This is a genomic window from Lentzea sp. NBRC 105346, assembly GCF_030269605.1.
In the GTDB taxonomy this organism is placed as follows: domain Bacteria; phylum Actinomycetota; class Actinomycetes; order Mycobacteriales; family Pseudonocardiaceae; genus Lentzea.
This window is the reverse complement of record NZ_BSTQ01000001.1, coordinates 153,884-169,496: the sequence shown is the minus strand read 5'-3', so window position 1 is coordinate 169,496 and position 15,613 is coordinate 153,884. Positions and strand designations below refer to the sequence as shown.

General features: G+C 70.0%; 1 pseudogene. It reads right to left on the bottom strand.

The annotated features are described in order from the left end of the window. Positions 1–155: 155 nt before the first annotated feature. Positions 156–15,578 (bottom strand): annotated as a pseudogene (locus QSK35_RS00695) (SDR family NAD(P)-dependent oxidoreductase); the annotation flags it as partial. Between the last annotated feature and the right edge of the window lie 35 nt (positions 15,579–15,613).

Sequence of the window (15,613 nt, the reverse complement as noted above, 5' to 3'; positions counted from 1 at the left end):
GAGAAGTTCTCCTGTGTCATGCGGATCAGGTCGGCCACGTCCATGTCGTCGATCTCGTCCGGCATCTGTTCGTCAGCCGGGGCGAGCAGAGCCGTGACGTGCTGTGCGAGTGCGAGCGGGGTCGGGAAGTCGAACACCAGCCCAGCGGGCAACGGCACACCGGTGGCCTCGGTCAGCCGGGCGCGCAGGTCCAGCGAGGCGACGGAGTCCAAGCCGAGCTCGCGGAACGGAAGCCGCACGTCGGCCGACGGATCAGGCAGGTGACGCCGCACGACGTCGAGCACGCGCGCTTCCCGCGCCGCCGGAGGCAGCTCGAGCAACGGCGGTCCCTGCGGTGCCGCGCTGACCAGCTCCGACAACGATCTGGCGTCGCGATGACCGAACTTCTCCCAGTTGATGTCGACCACGAGCACATGCGTCTCGTCGCGGTCCAATGCCCGCTGCAACGCACTCAGTGCCCGTTCGACGGGCATCGGCGTCATGCCGTTGCGCGCCATCCACTGCTCGACGACGCCCCCACCGATGCCGCCGCCCGCCCAGTGCCCCCAGCCGATCGACGTGGCGCTCAGACCCTGCCCTCGGCGGTGGTGCGCCAGCGCGTCGAGGTAGGCGTTGCCTGGTGCGTATCCGGCCTGACCGATGTCACCCGCGACACCTCCGAGCGAGGAGAACAGCACGAACGCGTCCAGATCCGGCGACAGCTCGTGCAGGTGGTGAGCCGCGAGTGCCTTGACCCGCAGTGCACGGTCGATCTGCTCCGCGGTCAACGATTCCGCCAGCGCGTCGTCGAGCATCGCGGCGGTGTGGAACACCGCGTTGGGCGGGTGTTCGGCGACCACGGCCGCGAGTGCGTCCCGGTCGGCCACGTCGCACGCGAGCAGCGTCACCCTGGTGCCATTGGAGGTCAGGTCGTCCAGGAGTCTCGCCGCGCCGGGCGCGTCGGGTCCCCGCCTGCTGAGCAGGACGAGGTGCTCGGCACCCTGGCCGGCGAGCCATCGCGCCACGTGTGAGCCGAGCGCGCCGGTGCCGCCGGTGATCACCGTAGTGCCGGTCGGCCGCCACGCCCGCCGCCGCGGACGTGGGGTGGCCTTCACCAGGCGCCGCACGAACACGCCTTCAAGCCGCACCGCGACCTCCTCGGCTCCGAACGTGATCCGGTCGAGCACCCTGCGGTCCACTTCGGACGGAAGATCGATAAGACCACCCCAGCGCGAACCCAGTTCCCGGCGCAGCACCGGACCCAGGCCCCACACGAGCGCCTGCGCGGGCCGTTCGACCCGGTCGGTTTCCACCACGCGCATGGCGCCGCGGGTGATGCACCACAGCGGGACGTCGCTGGATCGCGCCACATCGAGGACCCTCGTGAGAGTCGCCGCCGATGGTTCGTCGTCCCCAGGTACCAGTGCGACAATGCCCGCAGGCGGATCACCGAAGTCGCGCCCGACCGACATTCCCTTGCGCTGCAGCGCTTCCAGCACCGCATCGGCATCCGGATCACCGTCCGCGGCGACGAACGACCACCGTCCCGCGGGCGGCGAATCGTTTCCGGTCGCCGGACGCCACACGACCTCGTGGCGCCACTCGTCGACGTCGTCGCGGCCCCGCCTGGCGGACAGCGCGGGCAGCACCGCGGCCGCGAGCTCGTTCGCGATGCCCAGTACCTCGGCGAGCTCGTCCGGGCTGCCGCTTTCGACCGCCTGCCAGAAGTCCTCGTCATCCGAGGTCCGGGGCGCGTCGAGCCAGTAGCGTTGCCGTTGGAACGGGTAGGTGGGCAGGTCGATCCGCCTGCCTTGCGACGGCCACCGCACCGGGACACCGCGCACCCACAGTTCGGCGGCACTGCGGTGGAACCGATCCAGCCCACCATCGCCACGCCGCAACGTGCCGAACCCGGTCATCAGCACCGGATGCGGGCTGACCTCGAGGAAAACCTGATCACCGAGCTCTTCCACCACCGGGTGGAACCGCACTGTGTCCCGGAGGTTGCGGTACCAGTACTCGGCGTCGAGCGGACCGCCACCACACGTCGAGTGGAACGGGATCAACGGCTCTCGCGGCTCGACGTCCCGCAGCGCGTCCAAGAGCTCGTCGCGGATCTCCTCTACCTGAGGCGAGTGCGAGGCGTAGTCAACCGGAAGCCGTTTGCCGTCCAGGCCCTCGATCGCGTCGAGATCACCCGACACGACATAGGCGTCAGGACCGTTGATCGCCGCCAACGACACCCGAGGATCTGCCGGAACCTCCCGCACCGCGACCATGCCACCCCGGCCGCTCAACCGCCGCAACGCCCGGCTCCGCAACGCCACGATCCTCGCGCCGTCCTCCAGCGACAGCGCACCCGCCACCACCGCGGCCGCGATCTCGCCCTGCGAATGCCCCACCACACCATCAGGCTCAACGCCATACGAACGCCACAGCTCGGCCAGCGACACCATCACCGCCCACAACGCCGGCTGGACGACGTCGACCCGCTCGAGTTCGGCGAGGTCGAGCTCCAGATAGGGCTTCAGGGCTTCGGCGCACTCGGCCATCCGGCGGGCGAACGCGGGCACGACCATCAGCTCCGACGCCATCCCGGCCCACTGCGAACCCTGACCGGGGAACACGAACACCACGTGCCCCGGCCGCGTCTGTCCGGTGATCGTCTCGTCGCCGAGCAGCACCGCGCGGTGGTCGAGCGCGGTGCGCCTCGCGAGCGTGGCAGCGACATCGGCCGGGTCGGCGTCCACCGCCTTGATCAGCTCGACGTATTCGCGCAGCGCGAACTCGGACTTGGCCGACACCAACCACGGAATCGATTCCGCCTGGCCCCCCGCCGGGGGCCGCGAGGTCCCCTTCTTAAGCGTCTCACGAGGGTCCGACAGTTCCGGGCCCGAAATGGAGTTATCCACAGGCGACTCTTCAAGAATCACGTGCGCGTTCGTGCCCGAGATGCCGAACGACGACACCGCCGCACGACGCAGCCGATCGGTCGAAGGCCAATCCTGGGTCGAGGTCGCCAGCTCGAGCGCACCGGCCGACCAATCGACGTGCGGCGACGGCTCCGAGACGTGCAACGACGCCGGAACCTTGGCGCGGCGGATCGCCTCGACCATCTTGATCACACCCGCCACACCCGCAGCCGCCTGCGCATGTCCAATGTTCGACTTGATCGACCCCAGCAACACCGGCGTTGAACGATCCCGGCCATAGGTCGCGAGCAGGGCAGCCGCCTCGATGGGGTCACCGAGCGTCGTCCCTGTACCGTGCGCCTCCACCACATCAACGTCCGAAGTGGACAGGCTGGCAGCCGACAAAGCCGCACGGATCACCCGCTCCTGCGACGGACCATTCGGCGCCGTCAACCCGTTCGACGCACCATCCGAGTTCACCGCCGAACCCCGCACCACCGCCAGCACCGGATGCCCCAGCCGGCGCGCATCCGACAATCGGGCGAGCAGCAGCATGCCGGCGCCCTCGGCGAAACCCGTTCCGTCAGCGGCGGCGGAGAACGACTTGCACCGGCCATCGGCGGCCAGACCGCGTTGCGCGGCGAACTCGACGAGCAGGTTCGGCGTCGCCATCACCGTCGCGCCACCGGCCAGCGCCAGAGAACACTCCCCCGACCGCAACGCCGACACCGCCAGGTGCAACGCCACCAACGACGACGAACACGCCGTGTCCACCGTCAGCGCGGGGCCCTCGAACCCGAACGTGTAAGCGATCCGGCCGGACGCGGCGCCGCCCGTGTTGCCGTTGCCGATGTACCCTTCGAAGCCTTCCGGGATGTTCTGCAGCCGCGCTTCGTAGTCGTGGTGCATGACGCCCACGAACACACCGGTCTTGCTGCCTTTCAGCGAGTGCACGTCCAAACCGGCCCGGTCGAACAGCTCCCACGACGTCTCCAGCAGGAGTCGCTGCTGCGGGTCCATGGCGAGCGCTTCCCGTTGCGAGACACCGAAGAACTCGGCGTCGAACAGTGCGGCGTCGTGCAGAAACCCGCCGCGACCGGAGATGGTCCAGCCGCGGTCGGCTGGGAACCCCGAGATCGCGTCGACGCCGTCGTACGCCAGGCGCCACAGATCTTCCGGCGTACGGACACCACCGGGATAACGGCAGCTCATCGAGATGATGGCGATCGGCTCGTCCGTAGTCGCGACGACCGCCTGCCCTTCCTCGCGCGTCCGGCCGGCGAGGAACCGGGCGACGTCGTCCGCTGTGGGGTGGTCGAAGACGAGCGTGGCCGGAAGCCTAGTTCCGGTGATCTCACCGAGCCGGTTGCGCAGCTCGACCGACATCAAGGAGTCGAACCCGAGCGACCGGAAGGCCTTCCTCGGATCGACCGCCTCAGCGGAAGCATGCCCGAGGACCGCCGCGACCTCGGCCGCCACGACCCGCTGCCAGTCTTCGAGCGTGCGGACCGCTGAGCGCGCCGTCACGCGTCCGCGCACCAGCCCGCGCCAGATCGCCGGCGTGGACCGGCGCAGCGCGCCGAGATCGGCGTACAACGGGACCACCACGGGGTCATCACCCGACAACGCCAGGTCGAAGAGCTCCAGACCGTCCTCTGTGGACAGCTGCGCGACTCCCTGTCCGCGAAGTCGCCGCAACGCCGAGTCGTCGAGCGCGGAAGTCATCGCGCCGCGCTCGCTCCACAACCCCCACGCGAGCGACACCGCGGGCAACCCCAGGCGCCTGCGGTGGCGCGCCAGCTCGTCGAGTGCGGCGTTCGCGGCGGCGTAGGCGCCTTGGCCGGCGGTGCCGAGGATTCCCGCCGCCGAGGAGAACAGCACGAACGCGGTCAGGTCGCCGGTCAGCTCGTGCAGGTGCCGTGCGCCGTCGGCCTTCGGCCTCAGCACCGCGTCGACCCGTTCCGGGGTGAGCGCCTCGATGACGCCGTCGTCCAGCACGCCGGCCGCGTGCACGACGGCCGTCACGCGGTGCTCGGCCAGCAGCCTCGCCACGTCGTCGCGTTCCGCGACATCACACGCCACGACCGTCGCGGAGACGCCCAGCGCGGCGAGCTCGGCGACGAGGTCGGGGGCGGTGCCGGTCCGGCTGGCGAGCACGAGGTCACGAACGCCGTGCCGCCGCGCGAGGTGACGGGCCAGCGCGGCCCCGAGCGCGCCGGTCCCGCCGGTGATCAGCACACTGTCGTCCGGAGTGAACGTCGTCCTCGCCGACCTGGTCCCGGCCTTGGCGAGTCGCGGAACGAGCACCGCGCCGTCACGGACCACGACCTCCGGCTCGTCCGGCGGCACCAGCACGGGCCCGTCGGTGTCGACGAGCACGAACCGGCCGGGATGCTCGGTCTGCGCCGACCGCACGAGCCCACGCGCGGCCGCGGTCGAGATGTTCTGGTCCTCGATCACGACGACAAGCGGTTCGTCGGCGGCGATCGCCTCCTGCAGCCGGATCAAAGTCGCGGAGCACGCGTCCTCGGAAGGGCAACGCCACACTTCCACGACCTCGGGATGGGGGCCTGCGACCTCGACCAGGTCGACCCGGTGCAGATGCCGCCGCACATCTCCGAGTCCGGTAACGGGCCGCAGCGAGAGGGACTCGACGGTCAGCACGAGTTGCCCGGTGTCGTCCCATGCGGTCAACGTCACGGCGCTCTCACCGGTTCGGGCAAGGCGCACCCGCAGGTTCTCCGCACCGGTCCGATGAACTCGAACGCCGGACCAGGTGAACGGAACGCCGTCCGACAGTCCACAGAGGACTATTGCGTGCAGTGCGGCGTCGAGCAACGCCGGGTGCAGCCCGAAGCCAGTGTCCCCAACCGGTCCGACTTCGGCGAACACCTCGTCGCCGTCCCGTCGCAGCGTGCGCAGGAGCTGGAACGACGGTCCGTACTCGTAGCCCGCGTCGGCGAGCGTCGTGTACCAGTCGCCCCCGACCGGTTCCCCAGTGGTCCGCCACGTCCCAGGCTGTGCCGTGCCGCTGCCCAGCACAGCGGTGGCGTTCGCGACCCAGTCCTGGTCCTTCTGTCGCGAGTGGACCGTCACGTTGTCTCCGTCGACCGACACCCGGAGTTCGGCGTCCAGTACCACCGGTGCGGTGATCGTGAGGTCGGCGATGTGATCGCCGCCGACGTGCCGCACCATCTCGAGCAGGGCGGTGCCTGGCAGCACGGGGATGCCGTGTACGGCGTGATCGGCGAGCCACGGGTGGGTGCGGGTGGAGAGCGTCGTCGTGAACACAGCACCGTTGGGCAGATCGACCTCACCGTCGAACAACGGGTGATCGACGCCGCCGGGGGCCGTCGTGGCGTCGAGCCAGTAGCGTTCGCGTTGGAACGGGTAGGTGGGCAGGTCGACCCGCTTGCCCGGCAGCGGCCAGCGCACCCCGATGCCGCGCACCCAGAGTTCGGCGGCACTGCGGTGGAACCGGTCCAGCCCACCATCGTCACGCCGCAATGTGCCGAACCCGGTCATCAGCACCGGATGCGGGCTGACTTCCAGCAAGAGCAAGTCGTCGAGCTCACGCACCACCGCGTCATAGCGCACGGTGTCGCGGAGGTTGCGGTACCAGTACTCGGCGTCGAGCGGACCGCCGCCGCACGTCGAGTGGAACGGGATCAACGGCTCCCGCGGCTCGATGTCCGCAAGGGCCTCCAGCAGCTCGTCCCGGATCTCCTCCACGTGTGGCGAGTGAGACGCGTAGTCGACCGGAAGTCGCTTGCCGTCCAGGCCCTCGATCGCGTCGAGGTCACCCGACACGACATAGGCGTCCGGGCCGTTGATCGCCGCCAACGACACCCGAGGGTCTGCCGGAAGCTCCCGCACCGCGACCATGCCACCCCGGCCGCTCAACCGCCGCAACGCCCGGCTCCGCAACGCGACGACCTTTGCGCCGTCCTCCAGCGACAACGCCCCCGCCACCACCGCGGCCGCGATCTCGCCCTGCGAATGCCCCACCACACCATCAGGCTCAACGCCATACGAACGCCACAGCTCCGCCAGCGACACCATCACCGCCCACAACGCCGGCTGGACGACGTCGACACGCTCGAGTTCGGCGAGGTCGAGTTCCACATACGGCGCCAGAGCCTCGGCGCACTCGGCCATCCGACCCGCGAACACCGGCGACACCGCCATGAGCTCCGACGCCATCCCGGCCCACTGCGAACCCTGACCGGGGAACACGAACACCACCCGGTCGTGCTTCGCCACCCCACCGATCACCTGGTCGCCGATGAGCACGGCGCGGTGATCGAGCTCCGCGCGGGTCGTCACCAGCGAGTGCGCGACGTCGACGGGATCCGCGTCGACCTGCTTGATCAGCTCGACGTATTCGCGCAGCGCGAACTCGGACTTCGCCGACACCAACCACGGAATCGATTCCGCCTGGCCCCCCGCCGGGGGACGCGAAGCCCCCTTCTTAAGCGTCTCACGGGGATCTGACAGTTTCGGGCCCGAAATGGAGTTATCCACAGGGCACTCTTCAAGAATCACGTGCGCGTTCGTGCCACTGATCCCGAACGACGACACCGCCGCGCGACGCGGACGGTCGAACGAGGGCCACGGGATGGTTTCAGTGGCGAGCGAAACCGCACCCGACTGCCAGTCCACATGCGGCGACGGCTCATCCAGGTGCAACGACGCCGGCACCACGCCATGCCGCATCGCCTCAACCATCTTGATCACGCCAGCCACACCCGCCGCCGCCTGCGTATGACCGATGTTCGACTTCACCGACCCCAGCAACACCGGCGTCGAACGACCCTGGCCATACGTCGCCAGCACAGCGGAAGCCTCGATCGGATCACCGAGCCTCGTCCCCGTCCCGTGCGCCTCCACCACATCGACGTCCGAAGTGGACAGACCAGCCACGGACAGCGCCGCACGGATCACCCGCTCCTGCGACGGACCATTCGGCGCCGTCAACCCGTTCGACGCACCATCCGAGTTCACGGCGGTGCCGCGCACCAGCGCCAACACCGGATGGCCGTTCCGGCGGGCATCGGATAGCCGTTCGACGAGCAGCACGCCGACACCCTCGGCCCAGCCCGTGCCGTCCGCGGCAGCCGAGAACGACTTGCAGCGCCCGTCAGGCGCGAGCCCGCGTTGGCGGGAGAACTCGACGAACGTGCTGGGCGTCGACATCACGGTGACGCCACCGGCCAACGCCAGCGAGCACTCCCCTGAGCGCAACGCCGACACCGCCAGGTGCAACGCCACCAACGACGACGAACACGCCGTGTCGACGGTGAGGGCTGGTCCCTGGAAGCCGAACGTGTAGGCGATGCGGCCGGACAGCACGCTGCCTGTGTTGCCCGTCAGCACCGCGCCCTCGTAGCCGTGGGGCGCGCGTTGCCAACGGGCCGCGTAGTCGTGGTACATGAGGCCGGCGAACACGCCGGTGTGGCTGCCACGCAACGAGGTCGGCGCGATGCCCGCCCGTTCGAGCACCTCCCACGACGCTTCGAGCAGCAGGCGTTGCTGCGGGTCCATTGCCGCGGCCTCGCGCGGAGAGATGTCGAACAGCCCGGCGTCGAAGTAGGCCGCGTCGTGCAGGAACCCGCCGTGACGGGTGCTGGACTTCCCAGTCGCGTCGGGGTCGGGATCGTAGAGGCGGTCCGTGTCCCACCCGCGGTCGTCCGGGAACTCCGAGATCGCATCCCGGCCTTCGGCGACTAGCCGCCACAGCTCATCGGGCGTCGTGACACCGCCCGGATAACGGCAGCTCATCGCCACGATCGCGATCGGCTCGTCCACGGCGGCCGCCCGGACGACAGCGGGTTTCGGTGCTGTGCTCTGGAGATGCCGCACGAGTGCGGCGGGCGTCGGGTGATCGAACAGCGCGGTCGCGGAGAGCCGCAGTCCGGTGAGCTGGTTGATCCGGTTCCGCAGCTCCAGCGCGGCCAGCGAGTCGGCGCCCAGCGCGGCGAACGACGTGTCCATGTCGATCGGACGCGGGTGCCCCAGCACCGCCGTCGTCTCGGCGCGCACCACCTCACGCAACTCTCGTGCGCCTGCCGACGCACGGGGTGGCCGGACGAGGTTGCGCCACATCGGCCCACCGTCGAGAGCCGACAGGTCGACGCGCATCGGAACGGCGAAGTCCGTTGTGGACACCCGATCGAACAGCGCGAGCGCGTCCTCGGTCGTCAGCGGGGCCACGCCCGAGCGCCGCATCCGGTGCAGGTCGGTCTCGGTGAGGTGGCCGGTGATGCCGCCGCGTTCCTCCCACAACCCCCAGGCGAGCGACGTGGCGGGCAGTCCCGCGGCGCGACGTTGCCTGGCGAGCCCGTCGAGGTAGGCGTTGGCCGCGGTGTAGGCGGCCTGACCGGGGCTGCCGATCGTCGCGGTGACCGACGAGAACAGGACGAACGCGTCCAGTCCCGCGGTCAGTTCGTGCAGGTGGCGTGCCCCATCGACCTTGGGGCGCATGGCGGCGGCGAGCCGCTCGGGTGTGAGCGAATCCAGCAGCCCGTCGTCGATCACTCCCGCCAGGTGCACGACCGCACGCAGGTCCGTGATCGACGCCAGCAGGTCGGCGACGGCCTGCCGGTCCGTCACGTCGCATGCAACGACCGTGACGTCGAGCTCCGGCATATCGGCGGGACCATCCCGGTTCACCAGCACCAGGCGCCGCACCCCGTGCCGCGCAGCCAGGTGACGTGCCAACGCCGTTCCGATTGCGCCCGTTCCACCCGTGATGAGGACCGTGCCGTCCGTGTGCCAGTGGGCAGCGGAGCTCGTGGTTCGCTTGAGTCCCGGGACGAGCACGGCACCAGCGCGGACCGCGACCTCCGGCTCGCCCGTCAGCACCAGCACGGGTCCATCGGTGTCCACCAGCACGAACCGGCCGGGATGCTCACGTTGCGCGGACCGGACGAGTCCCCACACGGCGCTCGCGCAAGGATCCACGGGGTCGCCGGGTCGTGCTTCCACCGCACCGTGAGTCACCAGGACCAGACCGTCCTGCGCGGCCTGCACTTCACCGAGCACTCGCGTACACAGGCTGATCGCGTCCGATTCACCGTGATCTCGGAGGTCGAGCACGGGCAACCGCGGTGTCGTGACCGGCTCCGTGGTGGTCGTCCACTCCACTGTGAACACCGCGCCCGCGTTCGGTTTCGCGGCCTGCCGCAGCACGAGCGAGTCGACCGTGAGCACAGGCGTGCCCGCGTCGTCCACGGCCGTCATGGCGTAGCTGTCGGATCCGGCGGGTGCCAGACGCACGAGCAGCGACGAGCCAGAACGTTGGGTCTGCAGAGTGACACCGCGCCAGGCGAACGGAATGGTGCGCCCGCCGACCACGGGATGCAGCGCAGCGTCGAGCAAGGCGGGATGGAGCGCGAAACCGTCCGGTTCACCAGGAAGCGTGATCGCGGCGTAGACGTCGTCACCGTGCCGCCACGCCGTGGTGAGCCCGCGGAAGGTGTGTCCGTATACGAAGTCGTTGTCGTGCAACAGTTCGTACAGCTCGTCGAGGTCGATTTCCTCGGCGTCCGGCGGCACAGTGAACGTCGTCCCGGCGGCTGAGGCGTCGCCGAGCACACCTTCGGCGTGCTTGGTCCACCGCTCACCTCGACGACGGGCGTGCACTGCGATCGCTGCCCCGTCCACCACCACCTGGAGCTCGAGCACGTCGTCACCGGGCAAGGCCATCGGGGCGAGCAGCGCGAGCTCGTCGACCCTCGCGTGTCCGGTGACACGGGCGGCGTGCAGCGCCAGTTCCAGCAACGCCGTTCCGGGAACGAGCCGCTCACCGAGGATCACGTGGTCCGCGAGCCACGGCTGCGCCGCGGTGGAGAGCGCCCCGCTGAACACGGTCGTGTCGTCGCCCGCGATGTCGGTGCCCTCGTCGAGAACGGGGTGGGCGGACTGCCTCGGCGCGGTGGCCTGCCAGTAGCGCTCGCGTTCGAACGGGTAGGTGGGCAGGTCGACGAGGCGGCCGGGCAGGTTCCAGTCGACGTCCGCGCCGTTCACCCATGCCTTCGCGATCTGCTTCAGCAGTGGCTTGCCGGAGCCGATCTCGATGACGTGGTCCGGGTTGGCCTCGGTGAGGCGGTCGTGGAACCGGACGGTGTCCCGCACGTGCCGAACCCAGTGCTCCGGCCTCGGCACACCGGCTCGTTGCAGGATCTGCCGGAACTCGGCCAGCATCGGATCCATGTGGTGCGAGTGGAACGCGTGCCGCGTCGTGAGCCGCTTGTGCCGCCAGCGTCGCGCGGCCCGCACCACCGCGGCCTCGTCACCGGACAACACGACCGAGTTCGGGCCGTTGACCGCGGCGAGCGCGACCCCGTCCGGCAACGGCAGGACATCGGCTTCCGACGCCTCCACCACCACCATCACGCCGCCGGCCAACGGCTCCATGAGTCGTTCGCGCGCCCGGATGATCGTCCGCGCCTGATCCTCGCTCCACTCCCCCGACACATGCGCGACGGCGAGTTCGCCGAGCGAATGTCCGATGAGGTGGGCCGGCCGCACGCCCAGCGCCTCCAGTTCGCGGAACTCCGCCACCTGGCGTTCGAACAGCTCGACCTGACCGATGTCCAGCAGGCCCTGCCCGGAGAACACGACGGCGAGCGTCCCGCCCGCCGCACGCCCCATGACCAGGTCCTCACCGAGGAGCACCGCCCGATGGTCGAACGTCGTGCGGCGGGCCAGCGTGTGCGCCACGTCGACGGGATCCGCCTCGACCCGCTTGATCAACTCGACGTATTCGCGCAGCGCAAGCTCGGACTTGGCCGACACCAACCGCGGAATCGATTCCGCCTGGCCCCCCGCCGGGGGACGCGAGGCCCCCTTCTTAAGCGTCTCATGGGGGTCTGACAGTTCTTGGGCCGAAGTGGAGTTATCCACAGGGCAATCTTCGAGAATCACATGTGCGTTCGTGCCGCTGATCCCGAACGACGACACCGCCGCACGACGCGGCCGTCCCGTCGAAGGCCACGGCGCCGCCTCGACAGCCAGCGAAACCGCACCCGCCGACCAGTCCACGTGCGGCGACGGCTCAGAGACGTGCAACGACGCAGGCGCCACACCATGCCGCATGGCCTCGACCATCTTGATCACACCGGCCACACCCGCCGCCGCCTGCGTGTGACCGATGTTCGACTTCACCGAACCCAACAACACCGGAGAAGAACGATCTTGGCCGTAAGTGGCCAGCAGTGCGGAGGCCTCGATCGGATCACCCAGCGCCGTACCCGTCCCGTGCGCCTCCACCACATCAACGTCCGAAGTGGACAGACCGGCCGAGGCGAGGGCGGACCGGATCACCCGCTGCTGGGCCACCCCGTTGGGCGCGGTCAGCCCGTTCGAGGCGCCGTCGGAGTTGACCGCCGAACCGCGCAGCAACGCGAGCACCGGATGCCCGTTGCGCCGTGCGTCCGACAACCGCTCCAGCAGGAGCACGCCGACGCCCTCGGCCCAGCCGGTCCCGTCGGCGGCAGCCGAGAACGCTTTGCACCGCCCGTCGGACGCGAGCCCGCCCTGCCGGGAGAACTCGGCGAACATGCGCGGCGTCGCCATCACCGTCACGCCGCCGGCCAACGCCAGCGAGCACTCCCCCGACCGCAGGGCCTGGGCGGCGAGGTGCACGGCTACCAGTGACGACGAGCACGCCGTGTCGACGGTCACCGCGGGTCCCTGCAGCCCGAACGCATACGCCACCCGCCCCGACACCAGCGAGGTGGACGTTCCGGTGAGCTGGCGGCCCGTGGACGCCGTCGCGTAGTCCTGCCCGCTGATACCGGCGAAAACACCGGTCGCGCTCCCGCGCAGCGCCGTGGCGTCGATACCGGCGCGTTCGATGGCCTCCCATGCTGTTTCCAGCAGGAGACGCTGTTGCGGGTCGGTCGCCAGCGCCTCCCGCGGCGACATGCCGAAGAACGCGGCGTCGAACTCTCCCGCGTCGTGGAGGAATCCGCCGGCCCCGGACGCGCTCCAGCCCCGGTCGTGCGGGAAGTCCGAGATCGCGTCCCGGCCCTCAGCAACGAGTCGCCACAGCTCTTCAGGCGTCGTGACACCACCGGGATAGCGGCAGCTCATCGCCACGATGGCGATCGGCTCGCTCGGGTTCACCGGGACGGCCACCGGTTGGTCGTCCGCCCCGTCGAGGAAACGGACGAGCGCTTCGGGCGTCGGCCGGTCGAAGAGGATCGTCGTGGGCAGGTCACGTCCCAGCGCGGAACAGAGGGCGTTGCGCAGCTCCACGATCGAGACCGAGTCGCAGCCGAGGTCCTTGAACGTCCTGCGAATGTCCACATCGGATGGTTCGTGGCCGAGGACGAGGGCGACCTGCGTCGTCACGACCTCGGCCTGGTCACGCGCGATGACCGGAGCGGGAGCGGTGGCGCGTTCGCCGAACCAGTGCCTGCGGCGGTCGAAAGCGTACGTCGGCAGTTCGATCCGGCGCCCGCCGCGGACGAACTCCGACCAGTCCACGCCGACTCCGGCAACGTGCAGCCGCGCGAGTCCGAGGACGACGGATCGCGACTCGTCCTGTCCCTTGCGCAGCAACGGAACCGCACCATCGACCAGCGCGGACAGCACGCCGTCCGGCCCGATCTCGGCGAAGTGCGTCACACCCGCTGATCGCAGGTGGGCGACATCGTCGGCGAATCGCACGGTGTCGCGCGCCTGACGCACCCAGTACTCCGGCGAACGGACGTCCTTACCGGCGAACGGAATGGACGGCTCGGCGTACGTCACCGCGTTCAGCACGACACGGAACTCGTCGAGCATCGCGTCCACGTGTGCCGAATGGAACGCCCGCGTCACGTCGAGTCTGCGGTGTTCGAACCGCGCGGCGACGCCTGCCACGGTCTCCTCGTCACCGGCGATCACGATCGACCGCGGCCCGTTGACGGCCGCGATGTCGACGCCGGTGACCTCGTCTGGATCCGCGCGCAGCGCGAACATCACGCCAGGCGGCAGCACCTGCATGAGTCGTGCCCGCGCCGCCACGACGGTGGCCGCGTCCGCGAGCGACCACACGCCCGCGCAGTGCGCGGCCGCGAGCTCGCCGACGGAGTGGCCGGCCACGAAGTCGGGCCGCAGACCCCACGACTCGGCCAGCCGGAACAGCGCCACCTGGAAAGCGAACAACGCGGGTTGCGCGAACCCGGTCTCCACCGGGTCGAGATCCGGCACCCGCAGGTGACGCAGCACCTCGTCGTAGGCGGCGGCGAACACCGGGAAGGCCTCGTACAACCGCCGGCCCATGTCGCGGTGCTGCGTTCCCTGCCCGGAGAACAGGAAACCGAGCCGCCCGTCCGTCGCACGCCCGCGCGCGATCTCGACCCCGTCGAGCAGGACGGCCCGATGATCGAACGACGACCGCGTCGTCAGCAGCGAGTAACCGACGTCGAGCGGATCGGCCCGCACGTCGCGGATGAGCTCGATCTGCGCGCACAGCGAAGCCGGGGACTTCGCCGAAACAACAAGCGGAACCCCCCATGGGGGGACCGAGGTCCCCACTCCAATCGTCCCACGCCGGTCCGACAGTTCCGGGCCGGAAACCGAGTTATCCACAGGGGACGCTTCAAGAATCACGTGCGCGTTGGTGCCGCCCAGGCCGAACGAGCTCACCCCCGCCACCCGCGGCCCGTCCGGCCACGGCGAGAGCGCTGTCCGCACGCTCAGGTTGTAGGACTCCAGCGGCAGGTCGGAGCGCTCGAAGTTCAGACTCGGCGGGATCTCCCCGTGTGCCAGCGCGAGGACCGTCTTGAGCAACCCGGCCACGCCCGCGGCGCTCTCCAGGTGCCCGATGTTCGTCTTCACGGATCCGACGGCCACGCGCCGCGGCGACGTCCCGAACACGGCGCCGAGCGCGGCGGCCTCCACCGGGTCGCCCACCGGAGTTCCGGTGCCGTGCAACTCGACGTAGGCGACGTCCTCGGGACGGACGCCCGCCCGTGCACAGGCCGAGCGCACGACGTCCTCTTGCGCGGCCGCGGACGGGACGGTGAATCCCGCCGCGGTGCCGTCGTGGTTGACCGCGCTTCCACGCACCACGCAGTGCACCCGGTCGCCGTCGGCGAGCGCGTCCGCGAGTGGCTTCAGCAGGACGAACCCGCCGCCGGAACCGCGCACGTAGCCGTTGGCGCGGTGATCGAACGTGAAGCAGCGACCATCCGGTGAGAGCGTGCCGAACGCCGCCTCGTCGTGCGGCGCGAGCACGAGGTTCACCCCGCCTGCCAGCGCCACCGCCGACTCCCCCGACCACAGGCTCTGGCACGCCTGGTGCACGGCGACGAGGGAGGACGACTGACCGGTGTCGATCGTCGTGCTGGGTCCCCGCAACCCCAGCACGTGCGAGATCCGGTTCGCGATCATTCCGCGCCGCAGCCCGGTGACCGCGTGCCGGCCGGCCGCGTCACCGCACAGTTCGGCGTAGTCGTCCCACATCGCGCCGACGAAGACACCGGCCCGGCCACCAGGACGGACTCCCGCGTGCTCGAACGCCTCCCACGCGAGTTCCAGCGCGAGCCGCTGCTGCGGATCCATGACGTCGGCCTCGCGGGGCGAGATGCCGAAGAACGCCGCGTCGAAGAGGTCGACGCCGTCGAGTGGGCGACCCGCCACGTCCACGCCGGTGCGCAGCAGTGTCCAGAACTCCTCCGGCGAGGACGCACCCGGCACACGACAGGAGAACCCGACGACCGCTAAGT